A 14,604-nucleotide genomic window follows, 5' to 3' on the forward strand; every position below is an offset into this window, starting at 1 on the left:
CGCCATATCGTATCGATCGCTGGCCGGTCGGCGTCCGTTGAGCGCGATCGGCGACCATGTCGGCACATCCTTGCCACGACAAAATGGTGCATCTGCGATAGACGCCTCGGTAGCGGCGCATCGCGGCGAACATATGAGGCTGGAATGCTGCTGATCACGATCGTCGCCGCGCTCATTGCGCTGCTCGTCGCGGGTGGGCTCAGCTTTGGCAGGTTCGCGCGGTCCGACAGTTGGGCGGCGACGGTTACGCCGCTCGCCTCGATCATCGGCAGCGGCTTTCTCATCTCGGGACCCTTGCTGGCGCGCGAATTCGGCGGTGCCGCCTTCTGGGCAATGGCGGTGCTACTGCTGCTTGCTTACGCAGTGGGGGCGGTGATCCGGTGGAACATCGTGCATGTCGAGAATTATCTTGCCGGTCGGTCGTTCCACGATCCGGTTGCCTGGTCGGCGCGCATGACCCAGCTGGTGCTGGCGGGTGCCTATGCGGTCTCGGTCGCCTATTATTTGAAGCTGCTTGCCGAATTCGCGATGGAACCGCTCGCGGTGCCAGAAGCGTGGCACGGGATAATCGCCAATATCGGAGTGACGGTGATCATTGCGCTGCTGACGCTGCTCGCCTTTGGCGGCGGACTGCGCCGCGTCGAGCATGTCGCGCACGGCACGGTCTCTATCAAGATCGGAATCATCGCCGGGCTGCTGGGTGGGCTGGGCTGCTGGTGGCTTATGCATCTCGGCGTCACCGCGGCGGTGCCGTCGCCGCGCCTTTCCTGGGCGAGCCTCCCGATGCTGCTCGGATTGCTGATCACGATCCAGGGTTTCGAGACATCGCGTTATCTGGGGCATGCCTATGATCAGCAGCTGCGCATCCGCACGATGCGGCATGCGCAGTGGATCGCATCGGTCATTTATCTGTCGTTCCTGGCCTTGCTCACGCCATTCCTGGGGGAGGCGGCCAAGGCCGAGGGGGTGGCGGGGATCCTCGGTATCATGCGGATGGTCGCCGCGCCGCTCGGTGTCTTCGTGCTGATCGGGGCCGTCTCCAGCCAGCTCAGCGCGGCGGTTGCGGACTCGATCGGGTCGGGGGGCCTGATGAGCGAAGTGTCTCGGCGGAGGATCGGGGTCCCCACCGCCTTTGCAATCGCCAGCGGCCTCGCCATCGCCGTGGTGTGGCTGACCGATCCGTTCGAGGTAGTCGCCGTTTCGTCCCGCGCGTTCGCGTTATTCTACGCCCTGCAGTGCGGCCTGGCACTCATGGTCTCGCTCCGTACCGGGGCGGGTGGATGGGGGCGACGATCCGGGTTCATCTTAGTGGGCCTCATCTGCCTCGTTGCGGCAGCAATGGGAGCGCCTGCCGAGTAATCGGCTCGCCTCCTCCCATATTTGGTGGCTCCCGTCCCGCCAGCATTGTTCCGGACACCCGGGAACGGGTATTCCTTGAGATCGCCGTTCCGGCCTCGCCGCTCATCACCACGCGTGGGAACGTATCGCGCAACTGCCATGCCCTATCGGAGACCACATGATCTTGACCCTCATGCTCGCTGCCGCGCAGGTCGCTGCACCTCCTGTGCCCGCTTTCTTCACCGGGGAGCGGCTCTACGAGATCTGTCAGCGACCAAATGATGGGAAATGCTCCATGTATGTCGCGGGTGTGATCGACGGCGTATTCCTGTCCGAATTGAAGGCGCCCGGCAGCACATTCTGCCGTGCGAAACTCAATACCAGGGACGCCGCGAGGATCGTGACCGATTATTTGGCGAACCATCCCGCCTATCTCACATCCGCGGCAGCGGCCGGCGTGCGGGACGCCATGAGCGAAGCGCTGGCGTGCGATTCCGGGTCCTGACGCGAAAGCGTGTCCAGCCGCTCCGCTGCCCCGCCGGCGTTCAGGCCCATTTTTACCGCTCGGCGCAGAGCTTCCCTTGTCGCTCCGAAGATGACAGTCGAGCACCGGCACAGTCACGTTTCGTTGGCTGTTTCCTTCTCCCTCGCTTCGCCCAATGGCGCGATGGCCTTTTTGCAGAAACCGGCCCAGTCGCGCATCAGTATCCTGCGCTTGTCCAGGAAGTCGGTTCGCCGGTATGCCGCCTCCACCTTGTTTGCCACCGTATGCGCGAGTGCGGCTTCCGCCACTTCGCCGGGAAAATCCGTTTGCTCTGCGACCCAATCCCGGAATGCGGATCGGAAACCGTGCACCGTCACGCCAAGCTCCATATCGCGAAGGATCTTGAGAAGGGTCATGTCGGACAGCGGCTTCTTCACGTCCTGGCCAGGGAAAACAAGGTCCCCTACGCCGGCTCTGCACTTCTTGGCGCGCTCAAACGCGGCGATGGCTTCCGGCGAAAGGGGCACGAGATGGGGCCTACCCATCTTCATGCGCTCGGCGGGAACCGTCCATAAACCGGCATCCAGATCAAGCTCCGACCAGAGCGCGCCGCGAATCTCGCCAGACCGCGCCGCCGTCAGGATGAGCGCTTCCAACGCGAGTCGCCCAACGGATTCACGTTCGCTGAGCTTCTCGACGAAATCCGGAACGTCCGCGTAGGGCATCGCGGCGAAATGGCCGTCTTTCTTGGGCTGGCGAGGCAAACCCTTGGACAGCGAACGCATCGGAGCCTCGGTCGCGCGAAATCCCTTGGCGCAGGCCCAATCGAGAACTGTGCCAATGCGCTGACGTACCCGCCTCGCGGTTTCCGGCTTTGAAAGCCAGATCGGGATCAGCACCTCCCGAATCGCCGGGCCCTCGATCTTATCGACGGGAAGGTCGCCGATTTTGGGAAAGGCATAGGTAGTCAGGGTCGCAAGCCATTGATTCTGGTGCTTGCCGTTCTTCCAGGCCTTTTCGTGCTCCTCGTGCACCAGTTTGGCGGCATCACGGAAGTTGGGAACGGTCTGGCGCTCCTGTTTGCGCTCCGCGACCGGGTCGATCCCTTGTGCGATCTTCTTACGCGTTACGAAGGCTGCGTCGCGGGCATCAGCCAAGGAAACTCCCTTCAAGGACCCGAGGCCAATGTCGCGTCGTCTGCCGTTCGACTGAACCCGAAGAAGCCATCTTCCCGACCCTTTGCCGTTCAATTCGAGAAACAGGCCATCGCCATCCGGGTAGCGACCCGGTTCGGTCAGGTTCTTAATTTTAAGCGCCGTGAGCTTACCCATGAGACTTACCCTCATTTTACCCCACATTTTACCCCACACTCTGTGTGGGGTAATTTGGGATTGAGTGAAATTCGGTGGAACGAACGACACCGTATTTCGTGAGGTTTTATAGCACTTTAAGAGAGATTTGGCGAGCCCTTGAAGAGGGGTAATTGGCGGAGCGGGAGGGATTCGAACCCTCGATACGCTTTTGACGTATACTCACTTTCCAGGCGAGCGCCTTCGACCACTCGGCCACCGCTCCGCATTCCCCGGAACGCAGCCCCCTAGAGGGTGACGGGCAGGCGCGCAAGCCGCTGGGACGATTGCGCGGGCGCGGGGCTTCATGCCAGGATGGCGTCATGTTGATCCCCTTCTTTGCGCTGCTCGCCGGCGCCCAGGCCGCGCCCCCGCCCGCGGTGTTGCCGCTTCCCTCCGATGCGATCCCCGCCGACTGGCGACCGATCCCCGATGACGAGCTGATGATCGTCACCCTGGCCGGCGACCGTATCGTCGTGATCCGGCTCGCCCCACGCTTCGCCCCCGAGCATGTCGCCAATGTTCGCAAGCTCGCCCAGGCGCATTGGTGGGACGAGACCAGCGTCTACCGCGTTCAGGAAAACTGGGTGACCCAATGGGGCGACGCCACCGAGAAGAAGCCACTGCCCGCCGACGTAGTAGAGCCGGTGGTGACGGAATTCGATGTTCCGGGGTTCGGCGCGGCGCAGCGCCTCAGCCGCAGCGATGCCTATTCGACTGCATCCGGCGTTACCGCCGATGGCTGGCCGATCGCCACCGACGGCAAGGCAGCCTGGGTGCCGCATTGCTACGGCACGGTGGGCGTGGCGCGCGATGCCCTGCCCAAGACCGGCAGCGGGGCTGAATTGTTTACTCCGATCAGCGGTGCCGCGCGCCGGCTCGACCGCAACTACACCATTGTCGGGCGCATCATCGAAGGCATGAAATATATGGCAGCGATGCCGCGCAGCGACGCGGCGATGGGCGTCTATGCGACCGAGCCGGAACGCACCACGATCATTTCGGTCCGGCTCGCCAGCCAGTTGCCGGTGGCCGAGCGGCCGAAGTTCGAATACCGCGCGACCGATAACACACGCTTCGCCGCCTATATCAAGCTGCGCGAGAATCCGGCCCCGCCGATGGTCGGCTTCGGCGGCATCGATATCTGCGATCTGCCGCTGGCGACCCGCCGCGTCGGCGCGAAATGAAGCGGGCTCGATTCAACGTTCCCCGGCTGTCGCCAGGATCATGCCCGACTGGGCCTCGCCTTGCGCGGGTCGAGTAGGGCTCCGTCGCAATCTGATATCAGGCGCCAGTTGCTCGAACAGATGCCGTCCGTCAGCGGCCGACCCAGTCGGCGACCTCCGCTGCGACCTGGTTGGCCGCCTGGTTGATCGCGACGCCCGCAGGGCCCGGCTCGATCGCCGAGACCGGCACGCGCGCCTCGAACCGGCGCTTCTCCACGACATTGCCGTCCTTGCGCGTCAGCGCGGCGTCATAGGTCACCACTGCCTGGAACGATGCGGCGTCAAGCCCGAAGGCGCGGAGCTCGCCGGACAGGCGCGCGCCGGGATCGATCATCGACTGGGCGCCGAGCACCACGCGCCCGGTCTTGGCGCTCACCGTGTCCGACAGCAGCCGCGCGAACAGTCGTGCGGGCGGCTCGGCCCATTGCGCGTTGACGATATAGGCAAGGTCGGTCGCGCTGGTCTGGACCGGCACGCGCTGGGTGGCGAGCGCCTGCGAGACGGCGGGCACCAGGATGACGATGGTTCCCCCCGTGGCGGAGGACTGGGTCTGCCCGGCGGGAAGCGACGCTGCAGAGGTGATGGTCAGCAGCGAGGGCGGCGGCTTGGCGCCGAAGCTGATGCAGCCGGCGAGTGGCGCCGTCGCCAGCAGCGCGAACATGAGGGTGCGGATGCGCATCATTTCGTCTTGCCCTTGTAGTCCGGGAGTTTCGGTCCACCGACCAGCGAGCCGGCGCCGCCCTGGTCGATCTTCTCGGCGACCGAGGTGAGCGCGGCCGACATCACGCGCAGGTCGCGGACGAGCTGCCCGACCTCCGGCATGGTCTGTTTGGAGAAGGACTGGATGCCGGGCCGCGCCTCGTTGATCGCCGAATCGAGCGATTCCATGCTGTGCTGTGCGGAGGCAACGGCCTTGTTGAGATTCTGCATCGCCGGGTGGACGTCATTGGCCATCACGCCATTGGTCGTGTCGGCAAGCTGGCCGATCTGTTGCGCGGCGTCGCCGGCCTTCTGGATCGCCGCGCGGGTCTCGGCGATCGTCGCCGCGATTTCCGGCCCGCGATCGGCCAGGGCCCCGGTCAATCGGTTGGTATTGGCCAGGATGCCGCTGATCGAGGCCTGGTTCTTGTCCGACAGCATCTCGGTCAGCCGCTCGGTCAGGGTCGACAGCCGCTCGAGCAACTTCGGTGCCGAGTTGAGCAACGCGCCGAGCCCGCCCTGTTTGGGCGGGATGACCGGGACGCCGAACGGGCAGTCATTTTCGGGATGGACCTCTGGGCAGGCGATCGGCGGCGCACCCTTGACCGCGCCGTCGAGCTGGATCTCGCTGACGCCGGTAAAGCCGACGCCCTGGATCGTCGCGGTGGTGCCCTGCAGCACGGGCGTTTCGTCGTTCACGCTGATGCGCACCCGGACGAACTGGGGATCGGGCTTCCACAGTGCGATCTCCTTCACCTGGCCCGAGGGCACGCCCGAAAAGGCGACTGACGATCCCTTGTTCAACCCGTCGACCGACTGTTTGAAGAAGATATCATATTCCTTCTCGGAGCTGCCGCTCAGCCGCGCGATCCACACGGTGAAGATGGCCAGCACCAGGAGCAGGATCAGCACGACGGCGCCCACCAGGACATGGTTCGATCGGGTTTCCATCAGTCCTCAGCCCCTGTGTGTTCCGTCGCCCTTTGCGCTGCCTGCTCCGCATGCAGCTTGTGCTCAAGCGTTGCGGTCGCCGCCCGGCCGCGCGGGCCCCTGAAATATTCCTGGATCCATGGGTGATCCAGCGCGAGAAGTTCGTCGATCGTGCCCACCGCGATCACCTTCTGGTCGGCCAGCACCGCGACACGGTCGCAGATCGCGTAGAGCGTATCCAGATCGTGCGTGATCAGGAAGACTGTCAGCCCCATGGTCTTCTGCAGCGACGCGATCAGCTCGTCGAACGCCGCCGCGCCGATCGGATCGAGTCCGGCGGTCGGCTCGTCGAGGAACAACAATTCGGGGTCGAGCGCCAGCGCGCGGGCCAGCCCCGCGCGCTTGCGCATGCCGCCCGACAGCTCGGCGGGGAATTTCGGCCCGGCATCGGCGGGCAGGCCAGTCATCACCACCTTGTACGCGGCGATCTCGTCGAGCAGCGCCTGGTCGAGACCGGGATAGAATTCGCGCAGGGGAACCTGGGTATTCTCGGCGACGGTCAGGGTCGAGAACAGCGCGCCGCCCTGGAACAGCACGCCCCAGCGCTTGCGGATATTGACCGCTTCATTCTCGTCGAGGTTGACGGTGTTTTCGCCGAACACGGTGATCTCGCCTTCATCGGGCACCTGCAGCCCGATGATCGATCGCATCAGCACCGATTTGCCCGTGCCGGAGCCTCCGACCACGCCGAAAATCTCGCCGCGCTTCACCTCCAGCTCGAGCCCGTCATGAACCACCTGCTCGCCGAAGCTGTTCTTCAGTCCGTGCACGGAGATGACGGTCTCGCCGCTCTTGTTGCCGCTTTTGTCGGGGCTCATGTCCAGCCGATCCAGGTGAAGAACACGGCGAAAAACGCGTCGAGCACGATCACCAGGAAAATCGCCTGAACCACGGCGGCCGTGGTGCGCATGCCGACCTGTTCGGCATCGGCCTCGACCTGCATGCCCTGGAAGCAGCCGGCGATGGCGATGATCGCGCCGAACACCGGTGCCTTGACCAGCCCGACCCACAGGTCAGTGATCGGCACGACCTCGCGGATGCGCTGGACGAAGGTGATCGGTGGGATGCCGAGCGAGATCCAGCAGAACAGCCCGCCGCCAATGATCGAGATGAGCGAGGCGTAGAAGCCGAGCAACGGCATCATCACCACGGCGGCGATGACCCGGGGCAGCACCAGCGCTTCCATCGGCGATACGCCAATCGTGCGCATCGCGTCGATTTCCTCGGTCAGCTTCATCGTGCCGAGCTGCGCGGCGAACGCGGAGCCCGACCGGCCGGCGACCATGATCGCGGTCATCAGCACGCCGAGCTCGCGCAGGGTGATTCGGCCGATCAGGTTGATCGTGAACACCTCGGCGCCGAACTGGCGGAGCTGGACGGCGCCCTGCTGGCCGATGACGATACCGATCAGGAAACTCATCAGCCCGATGATGCCGAGCGCGGTGACGCCGACCACCTCGAAACGCTGGACCGTCGCGTTGAAGCGGAAGCGGCGATAGCGAATGACGTTGCCGAACGCGATCACCGTCGCGCCGAGAAAGCCGAGCAGACCGTAGAGCGTCTTCAGCCCGATGACGATGGCGTCGCCGACCTCGCCGACCACGCGGATCAGGCCCGATTCGACCGCCGGCCGCATCGCGACATGCTGGTCCGCCGCCTCGACCTGCTGGAGGAGATGCGTGCCGTCGGGATTCAGCCCCTCGATTCGGGCGCTGTGCTGGGCCGCGAAGCGATGGATCAGCCAGGCGCCGATCGTGTCGATCCGGTCGATCCCGCTCAGGTCGATCACGTCGACCGGGCCGCCATAACCGCGCAACCGCTCCGGCAGGTCGCCGATCTGCGCCAGCGACAGATTGCCGGTGAAACGCAGCACATCGCCGTTACCGGCGCTGTCGTGCGAGAAGGCGGCCATCTCGTTCATATCGCACACCATTGGTGCAATCGCGCTGGATCGGCAAGCCGCGCCGTGCATAGGATGAAGCGATGCAGACGCCTTTCCCGCACAAGCTTGCCATCTACGACATGGACAAGACCATCACGCACGCGCCGACCTGGACGAACTTCCTCATCCAGACGGCGCGGCGCCAGGCGCCCTGGCGGCTGGCCCTGCTGCCACTCGCCGGCATCGCGGCGGCCGCCTATGCCGTGAAGGCGATCGATCGCGCCCGGCTGAAGCAGATCACGCAGCGCCTGCTGCTCGGTCACGCGATGCGCGACAGCGAGGCCCGACGCGCAGCGGCGCGTTTCGCCGATTCGGTCGTCGCCTCGGGCATCTTCGCCGGCGCCCGCGCGCAGATCGCGGCGGACAAGGCGGCGGGATACCGGCTGGTGATGGCGACCGCGTCCTACCGCTTCTATGCGAGCGCGATCGCCGATCGGCTCGGTTTCGACGACGTGATCGGTACCGAGGTGGAGCGTGTCGAGGACCGGCTGCGCGCCCGGATCGCGGGGGAGAATTGCTACGGTCCGGCCAAGCTCCGCATGATCCAGGCCTGGATGGCGGTGAACGGCATGGAGCGGGCCGATGTGGCGATCCGCTTCTACTCTGATCACGTGTCGGACGCGCCAGTGCTCGACTGGGCCGACGAAGCGTTCGCGGTCAACGCGCATGGGCCGCTCAGGGCCCTCGCTCGGGAAAAGGGCTGGCCGATCGTCGACTGGGAGCGATAGCGGATCAAAGCAGCATATCCACGCTGTGGATGATCAGGCCGACCAGCCCGCCGACCAGCGTGCCGTTGACCCGGATATATTGCAGGTCCTTGCCGACCGCATTCTCCAGCCGCGTGGTAATGGTGCGGGCATCCCAGCCGCGCACTGTCTCCGAGACGAGGCGGACGATGCCGTCGCCATAATCGGCGGCCATACCGACCGCGGTGCGGCGGACGAAACGGTTGATCGTCGCGCGCAGCATCTCGTCGTGTTGCAGCGTGTCCCCCAGCTGGCGCAGCGCTTCGCCGAGCTGGCCGGTGAGTGCTGCGTCAGGGTCGCGCGCGATACGCAGCATGCCGGCGCGCGCGCTCTCCCACAGGCCGTCGAGCCAGCGCTGCATGGCGGGGTTCTCGATGATCTCGGCTTTCAGCGCCTCGACCCTAAGGCGCATCTTCTCGTCATGCTGCAGGTCATGGGCGAGCGCGACGAGGCCCTCCTCGGCCTTGGCTCGCAAGGGATGCTCCGAATCCTCGGCCATATCGTGGAGGAGGTTGTCGAGGCCATCGATGATCTTGTTGGCAAGCGTTTCGTCCAGCCCGGTCCAGCGCATCACCGATCCGGCGCGCTCATGCACCATCGCGCGGATCATGTGTTCGTTTGCCGCCAGCACCTTGGCCGCCCAGCGGATGATGCCGTCGAGCAGGGGGGCGTGACGCCCCTCGGCGATCGCGGCGGTCAGCGCTTGGCCGAGCAGGGGCGCGACGTCGAGCGCGCGCAGGCGCTGGCCGATCGTGGTCTTGACCATGCCGCCAAGCCGCTGCGGGTCGAAGGCCTCGAGCATGTTGGCGACGAGGCGCGAGGCGCCCTTGCGTAACCGGCCCTGCGTGCCGGCAGGGCTAGCCAGCCAGCGGCCGGCGGCGCCGGCGACATCGAGTTGGCGCATGCGCCGCGCGACGACGCCCGGCACGAGAAAATTGTCGCGCAGAAACGCCGCCAGCGTTTCGCCGATGCGATCCTTGTTGCGCGGGATGATCGCGGTGTGCGGGATCGGCAGGCCGAGCGGATGACGGAACAGCGCGGTGACGGCGAACCAGTCGGCCAGGCCACCGACCATCGCCGCCTCGGCAAACGCCCGGACGAAGCCGATGACGGGATGGACCGGGCCGATCGCGCGCGCGCCCAGGAAGATCGCCGCCATCAGCACGAGCAGTCCGGTCGCGATCCAGCGCATCCGGCGTAGGCCCGCAGGGGTCGGTTCCCCGTTACGAGGTGCGCGGGCGAGCAGCTTCATGCCCGAAACAATCCCCGAAACCCGGGATTGTTCAAGTGGAGAGTCGATTTGGCGTCCGGCCCGGACGAATGATGGAGCCGGACCGACGCCTCATTCGGCTGGCTGGGGTTCGTCTTCACCGGGCCGGTGCACGATGGTCGTCGGCTTCGGCCCGATCCGGTGCGGCCCCGGATCATGGTCGATGACCGGCCGGCCGTCGTCGCCCGGGCGATAGGTGAGCAGGCGACGGCCAAGCTTCGGCCCGATCCAGCGTTCGATGCCGACGGCCAGGCTGAAGCTCGCCGGAACGATCAGCAGCGTCAGCACGGTCGAGAGGGTGAGCCCCCCGATCACAACGATGCCCATCGGCGCACGCCACGATCCGTCGCCGCTCAGCGACAGGGCGGTCGGCACCATGCCGGCGACCATCGCGACCGTGGTCATGACGATCGGCTGGGCACGCTTGTGGCCGGAATCGATGATCGCGGTGACGGTCTCGACGCCCTTGTTGATCTCCTCCAGCGCGAAGTCGATCAGCAGGATCGAGTTCTTGGCGACAATGCCGAGCAGCATCAGGATACCGATATAGACCGGCATCGACACGGGATTGCCCGTCACCAGCAGGCCGAGCAAACCGCCCAGCGGTGCCACCAGCAGCGAGAGCATGTTGACGAAGGGCGGGAGCAGGCGGCGGTACAGCAGCACCAGCACGGCGAAGACGAGGAAGATGCCCGCCACCACCGCGACGATGAAGTTGTTGACCATCTCCGCCTGCCATTTGGCCTGGCCGAGCGTCAATTCGCTGATGCCGACCGGCAGGTTCTTCATCGCCGGCAGGGCGTGGATCTGCTTCATCGCTTCGCTGGAGACGATCTGCTTGCCGTTCTTGTCGTTGCCGCGATCGGCGCCGATCGTGATTTGACGCTGCTGCGCGACCCGATCGATCTTGGTCGGGCCGGCACCGAAGCCGATCTGGGCAACCAGGCTGAGCGGGACGGAGCCGCCGGTCGCGGTCTGCACCGGCAGGTTCTGGATCGTGGACAGCCGTTGACGCGCGTTCTGATCGAGCGCGACGCGGATCGGAATCTGGCGATCCGACAGCGAGAATTTCGCGCTGTTCTGGTCGATGTCGCCCAAGGTCGCGATGCGGATCGCCGAGGAGAGTGCCTGAGTCGTGACGCCGAGATTGGCCGCCAGGTCCATGCGTGGCTGGATGACGATCTCGGGCCGCTTCAGGTCACCGGTGATGCGCGGCGCGACGAGCGAGGGCAGCTTGCCCATCTGCTCGACGATCTTCACCGCCGTCGCGGTCAGCTGCACGGGATCGTCGCCGCCCAACGTGATGGTCAGGTCGCGGCCACTGCCGCCCCAGCCATTGTTCGATCGGAACGAGACCCGAGCATCGGGGATCTGCGCGAGCGTCGGAGCGAGCGAGCGCTCGAACTCCGTGCTCTTCATCGACTTCTTTTCCTTGTAGATCGCGGTGACCCGGCCGTTGCCGACAAAGGCGCGCGAATAGACCGATTCGACATCGGGCTGCTTCTGCAGGAAGTCGGCGACGCGCCGGACGACGACCTTGGTCTCATCGAGCGTGGTGCCGGGCACCATCTCGACGTTGACCGTGCTGGCGTCCTGGTCCTGGTCGGGCTGGAAGGTCATCGGCAAGGTGCCGAACAGCACGATGGTCAGCGCGAACGACGCCACGCCGCCGACGATCGCCGACCAGCGATGCCTGAGCGTCCATTTCAGCGTGGACATGTACATGTCCATCAGGCGGCCTTCGCCATGCTTGGCTTCGCCATGCGCCTTCAGGAAATAGGCGGCGATCATCGGCGTCACGAGACGCGCTACGGCAAGGCTCATCAGCACCGAAACCACGACGGTCAGGCCGAAATTCTTGAAGAACTGACCCGAGACACCCGGCATCAGACCGACCGGCAGGAACACCGCGACGATCGACATGGTGGTGGCAAGCACCGCCAGGCCGATCTCGTCGGCGGCGTCGATCGACGCCTGATAGGCCGTCTTGCCCATGCGCATGTGCCTGACGATGTTCTCGATCTCCACGATCGCATCGTCGACCAGCACACCGGCCACCAGGCTCAGCGCGAGCAGGGTCATCTGGTTCAGGTTGAAGCCGAGAAGATCCATGAACCAGAAGGTCGGGATTGCCGACAGCGGGATGGCCAGCGCGGAGATGATCGTCGAGCGCCAGTCACGCAGGAACAGAAAGACGACGAGCACGGCGAGCACCGCGCCCTCGACCATCGCTTCCATCGCCGAGTGATATTGCTGCTCGGCATATTTCACTTCGTTGAAGATCAGCTGGAAATGGACCTTCGGGTTGCGCTTCTCGAGCGCGGCCAGCTTCTCCTTGGCGCCCTGGTAGACCGAGACGTCCGACGCCCCCTTGGAGCGCTGGAAGTCGAAGCTCAGCACCTGGCGGCCGTTCATCTCCGAGGCGGAACGCTGCTCGGCATAGAGATCGCGGACCTGCGCGATGTCGGACAGCTTGACGGTGCGGCCGCCGCCGACGGCGATCTGGGTCTGGCCGAGCTCATAGGCGTTCTTGGCGTTGCCGAGCACGCGGACCGATTGTTCGGAGCCCGCGATCTCGGCGCGGCCGCCCGCGGCGTTGAGGTTCACCTGGCGCAGCTGCTGGTTGACCTGGCTTGCGGTCAGGCCCTGCGACTGGAGCTTGGCGGGATCGAGGATGATGCGGATTTCGCGATCGACGCCGCCATTGCGGCTGACCGTCGCCATGCCCGGAACCGCGAGCAGTTCCTTCGCGACATTATTGTCGATGTACCAGCTCAGCTGCTCGATCGTCATGTCGGTGCCGACCGCGGCATAGCTGGCGAGATCGTCGCCGGAGGTATTGGCCCGCGACACCTGCGGCTCGAGGATGCCGTCGGGCAGGTCGGAACGGATCTGCTGCACCGCACTGCGCACATCCTCGACCGCGCGGTCGATCGGCGTGCCGATGTTGAGCTGGACGACCGTCGTGGAGCTGCCCTCGGTCACGGTCGAGTTGATCTCGTCGATGCCCTGCAGGCTGCGGGCCGCGGATTCGACCTTCTGGGTGACCTGGTTCTCCAGTTCGGTCGGCGCCGCGCCCGGCTGGCTGATCTGGATGATCACCACCGGGAAATCGATGTCCGGGTTGTTGTTCACCTCCATCGTGCTGAAGCTGACGATGCCGGCGACCGTCAGCATGAAGAACAGCACGATCGACGGAACCGGGTTCCGGATCGACCAGGCGGAGATGTTGCGAAAGCTCATGAGGTAAGACCCTTAGCCTTGCGTTTTCTGGAGGACGGGCTTGATCTTCTGTCCGGCGTTCAGGAAGGCACCGGCCGAGAGCACGACGCGCTCATTGCCGGCCAGGCCTTCGGCAATCGCGACGCCGCTGTCGGAGACCTCACCGAGCTTCACTGCGCGCCGGACGACCTTGTTGTCGTTGCCGACGACGTACACGAAATTGCCCTTGGTGTCGCTCTGGATCGCGGAGTTGGGCAGCTGCGGCAAGTCAGTGGAGCCGCGGCGGATCGTCGCCGAGGCGAAGCCGCCGGGCTTGAGCGCCGGATTGTAGCTGAGCGCAATACGGGCGACGCCCTGGCGGGTGTTCGGGTCGATGACTGGCGAAACCTGCCAGACCTGACCCGAAAAGGCGGTGTCACCGCCCACGGGCACGACCTCAGCGCTCACGCCGAGGGGGAGGCCGACCAGGTCGGCTTCGCTCAGCTGCGCGCGCATTTCCATCTCGCCGCCCTTGGCCATGCGGAACAGCGTGCCGGAGCCGGAGCTGATCACCATGCCGGGCTCGACGGCGCGGGTCAGCACCAGGCCGGCGGCTGGCGCGCGGATGTCGAGGCGGCCGGTCCGGGCATTCTGCTCGGCCAGCTGCGCCTGAGCGACGCGCACGCGCGCCACCGCTGCGTCGCGGGTGGCGGCCTTGCGCTCGAGATCGGCCTTGGAGATGAAGCCGCGATTGACCAGCGCCTGGGCGCGGTCGAGCTCTGACTGGGCGATGGCCGCGTCGGACCGCGCGACATTGACCTGCGCGGCAAGCGAGGCCCCGGTCTGGACCTGCACGGCGCGGTCGACCGTCGCGAGCACCTGGCCCGCGCCGACCCACTGGCCCGGCTCGACCAGCACGCGCGTGACCATGCCGCCTTCGCCGGCGACACCGACCGGCATTTCGCGCCGCGCGGCGAGCGATCCCGTCGCGGAGATGATTCGCGCCGAGGCCTGGCGGCCGGGAATGGCGACCGAGACGGTCGGCAGCTGCTCGGTCTTGCCGCCCGCGGCGGCGGCGGCCGCGCCGTCCTTCTTGCCGCTCGACATGGCGAAATAGACCCCGATGACGATGAGAACCGCCAGGATTGCCGCGCCGATGATCCACCAACGGCGCTTCGACCGACCCTCGCCCGGCAGCGCCAGGGGATCGTCTGAACCGAAGGTCGGCTGCCCGTAATTCATGTGCGTCACTTTCCCCGTCCCGCCCGATCGGCGTCGTGTTATCGTTCTACTGTATTATAGAAATAAGTCACCGACCTCAAGGGGTCGTTTGCGCCGCAGCGGCCATGGCCGTTTCGG

General features: G+C 65.6%; 12 protein-coding genes and 1 tRNA gene. 4 read left to right on the forward strand and 9 right to left on the reverse strand.

Annotated elements, in window-relative coordinates; all coding sequences use genetic code 11:
* Positions 1-144: 144 nt before the first annotated feature.
* Both ACZ1I2_RS03745 and ACZ1I2_RS03750 read left to right on the forward strand, forming a co-directional pair.
* Positions 145-1,359 (forward strand): hypothetical protein, encoded by a 1,215-nt coding sequence (locus ACZ1I2_RS03745; protein WP_465175089.1) that lies wholly within the window; start codon positions 145-147, stop codon positions 1,357-1,359.
* Between the two features lie 157 nt (positions 1,360-1,516).
* On the forward strand, positions 1,517-1,843 hold the full coding sequence (locus ACZ1I2_RS03750; RefSeq protein ID WP_465175088.1) for a Rap1a/Tai family immunity protein: 327 nt from the start codon (positions 1,517-1,519) through the stop codon (positions 1,841-1,843).
* Positions 1,844-1,956: 113 nt separating this feature from the next.
* Here the strand turns inward: ACZ1I2_RS03750 and ACZ1I2_RS03755 are convergent, their stop codons facing one another.
* Entirely contained in the window at positions 1,957-3,153 is a 1,197-nt protein-coding gene (locus tag ACZ1I2_RS03755) for a tyrosine-type recombinase/integrase (RefSeq protein WP_465175087.1), read from the reverse strand.
* Between the two features lie 153 nt (positions 3,154-3,306).
* Positions 3,307-3,397: transfer RNA gene (locus ACZ1I2_RS03760), tRNA-Ser, on the reverse strand.
* Positions 3,398-3,494: 97 nt separating this feature from the next.
* On the opposite strand from ACZ1I2_RS03760, the gene ACZ1I2_RS03765 reads away from it, so the two are divergent.
* Positions 3,495-4,358, forward strand: coding sequence for a peptidylprolyl isomerase (locus ACZ1I2_RS03765; protein WP_465175086.1), 864 nt, complete (start codon positions 3,495-3,497; stop codon positions 4,356-4,358).
* Between the two features lie 130 nt (positions 4,359-4,488).
* On the opposite strand, the gene ACZ1I2_RS03770 is transcribed toward ACZ1I2_RS03765, so the two are convergent.
* The 4 genes from ACZ1I2_RS03770 to ACZ1I2_RS03785 are packed head-to-tail and all read right to left on the reverse strand — an operon-like array spanning position 4,489 to position 8,007.
* Positions 4,489-5,079: an ABC-type transport auxiliary lipoprotein family protein gene (locus ACZ1I2_RS03770; RefSeq protein ID WP_465175085.1), complete on the reverse strand. Its 591-nt coding sequence runs from the start codon at positions 5,077-5,079 to the stop codon at positions 4,489-4,491.
* Positions 5,076-6,047, reverse strand: a complete 972-nt coding sequence (locus ACZ1I2_RS03775) for an MlaD family protein (protein ID WP_465170967.1) — start codon at positions 6,045-6,047, stop codon at positions 5,076-5,078. Before ACZ1I2_RS03775 ends, ACZ1I2_RS03770 begins: the two co-directional genes overlap by 4 nt.
* Entirely contained in the window at positions 6,047-6,904 is an 858-nt protein-coding gene (locus tag ACZ1I2_RS03780; protein WP_465175084.1) for an ABC transporter ATP-binding protein, read from the reverse strand. The genes ACZ1I2_RS03775 and ACZ1I2_RS03780 overlap by 1 nt, the downstream gene beginning before the upstream one ends.
* Positions 6,901-8,007: an ABC transporter permease gene (locus ACZ1I2_RS03785; protein ID WP_465170965.1), complete on the reverse strand. Its 1,107-nt coding sequence runs from the start codon at positions 8,005-8,007 to the stop codon at positions 6,901-6,903. Before ACZ1I2_RS03785 ends, ACZ1I2_RS03780 begins: the two co-directional genes overlap by 4 nt.
* A 62-nt stretch (positions 8,008-8,069) precedes the next feature.
* Here ACZ1I2_RS03785 and ACZ1I2_RS03790 point away from each other — a divergent pair, with 62 nt between their 5' ends.
* Positions 8,070-8,756, forward strand: coding sequence for an HAD family hydrolase (locus ACZ1I2_RS03790; protein WP_465170964.1), 687 nt, complete (start codon positions 8,070-8,072; stop codon positions 8,754-8,756).
* 4 nt (positions 8,757-8,760) lie between these two features.
* Here the strand turns inward: ACZ1I2_RS03790 and ACZ1I2_RS03795 are convergent, their stop codons facing one another.
* The 3 genes from ACZ1I2_RS03795 to ACZ1I2_RS03805 form a co-directional block, all read right to left on the reverse strand.
* Positions 8,761-10,026: a DUF445 domain-containing protein gene (locus ACZ1I2_RS03795; protein ID WP_465170963.1), complete on the reverse strand. Its 1,266-nt coding sequence runs from the start codon at positions 10,024-10,026 to the stop codon at positions 8,761-8,763.
* A gap of 90 nt (positions 10,027-10,116) precedes the next feature.
* Positions 10,117-13,287: an efflux RND transporter permease subunit gene (locus ACZ1I2_RS03800; protein WP_465175083.1), complete on the reverse strand. Its 3,171-nt coding sequence runs from the start codon at positions 13,285-13,287 to the stop codon at positions 10,117-10,119.
* A gap of 12 nt (positions 13,288-13,299) precedes the next feature.
* Positions 13,300-14,487, reverse strand: coding sequence for an efflux RND transporter periplasmic adaptor subunit (locus tag ACZ1I2_RS03805; protein ID WP_465177189.1), 1,188 nt, complete (start codon positions 14,485-14,487; stop codon positions 13,300-13,302).
* Positions 14,488-14,604: the final 117 nt, after the last annotated feature.

It is taken from the genome of Sphingomonas sp. BL-S-29, from assembly GCF_055521495.1.

What these genes read in the sequence shown, in the direction of transcription:
- ACZ1I2_RS03770 (WP_465175085.1), bottom strand. Translation starts at nt 5,079, where the DNA reads ATGATGCGCATCCGCACCCTCATGTTCGCGCTGCTGGCGACGGCGCCA.
- ACZ1I2_RS03785 (WP_465170965.1), bottom strand. Translation starts at nt 8,007, where the DNA reads ATGAACGAGATGGCCGCCTTCTCGCACGACAGCGCCGGTAACGGCGAT.
- ACZ1I2_RS03790 (WP_465170964.1), top strand. Translation starts at nt 8,070, where the DNA reads ATGCAGACGCCTTTCCCGCACAAGCTTGCCATCTACGACATGGACAAG.
- ACZ1I2_RS03800 (WP_465175083.1), bottom strand. Translation starts at nt 13,287, where the DNA reads ATGAGCTTTCGCAACATCTCCGCCTGGTCGATCCGGAACCCGGTTCCG.
- ACZ1I2_RS03765 (WP_465175086.1), top strand. Translation starts at nt 3,495, where the DNA reads ATGTTGATCCCCTTCTTTGCGCTGCTCGCCGGCGCCCAGGCCGCGCCC.
- ACZ1I2_RS03750 (WP_465175088.1), top strand. Translation starts at nt 1,517, where the DNA reads ATGATCTTGACCCTCATGCTCGCTGCCGCGCAGGTCGCTGCACCTCCT.
- ACZ1I2_RS03805 (WP_465177189.1), bottom strand. Translation starts at nt 14,487, where the DNA reads ATGAATTACGGGCAGCCGACCTTCGGTTCAGACGATCCCCTGGCGCTG.
- ACZ1I2_RS03755 (WP_465175087.1), bottom strand. Translation starts at nt 3,153, where the DNA reads ATGGGTAAGCTCACGGCGCTTAAAATTAAGAACCTGACCGAACCGGGT.
- ACZ1I2_RS03775 (WP_465170967.1), bottom strand. Translation starts at nt 6,047, where the DNA reads ATGGAAACCCGATCGAACCATGTCCTGGTGGGCGCCGTCGTGCTGATC.
- ACZ1I2_RS03780 (WP_465175084.1), bottom strand. Translation starts at nt 6,904, where the DNA reads ATGAGCCCCGACAAAAGCGGCAACAAGAGCGGCGAGACCGTCATCTCC.
- ACZ1I2_RS03795 (WP_465170963.1), bottom strand. Translation starts at nt 10,026, where the DNA reads ATGAAGCTGCTCGCCCGCGCACCTCGTAACGGGGAACCGACCCCTGCG.
- ACZ1I2_RS03745 (WP_465175089.1), top strand. Translation starts at nt 145, where the DNA reads ATGCTGCTGATCACGATCGTCGCCGCGCTCATTGCGCTGCTCGTCGCG.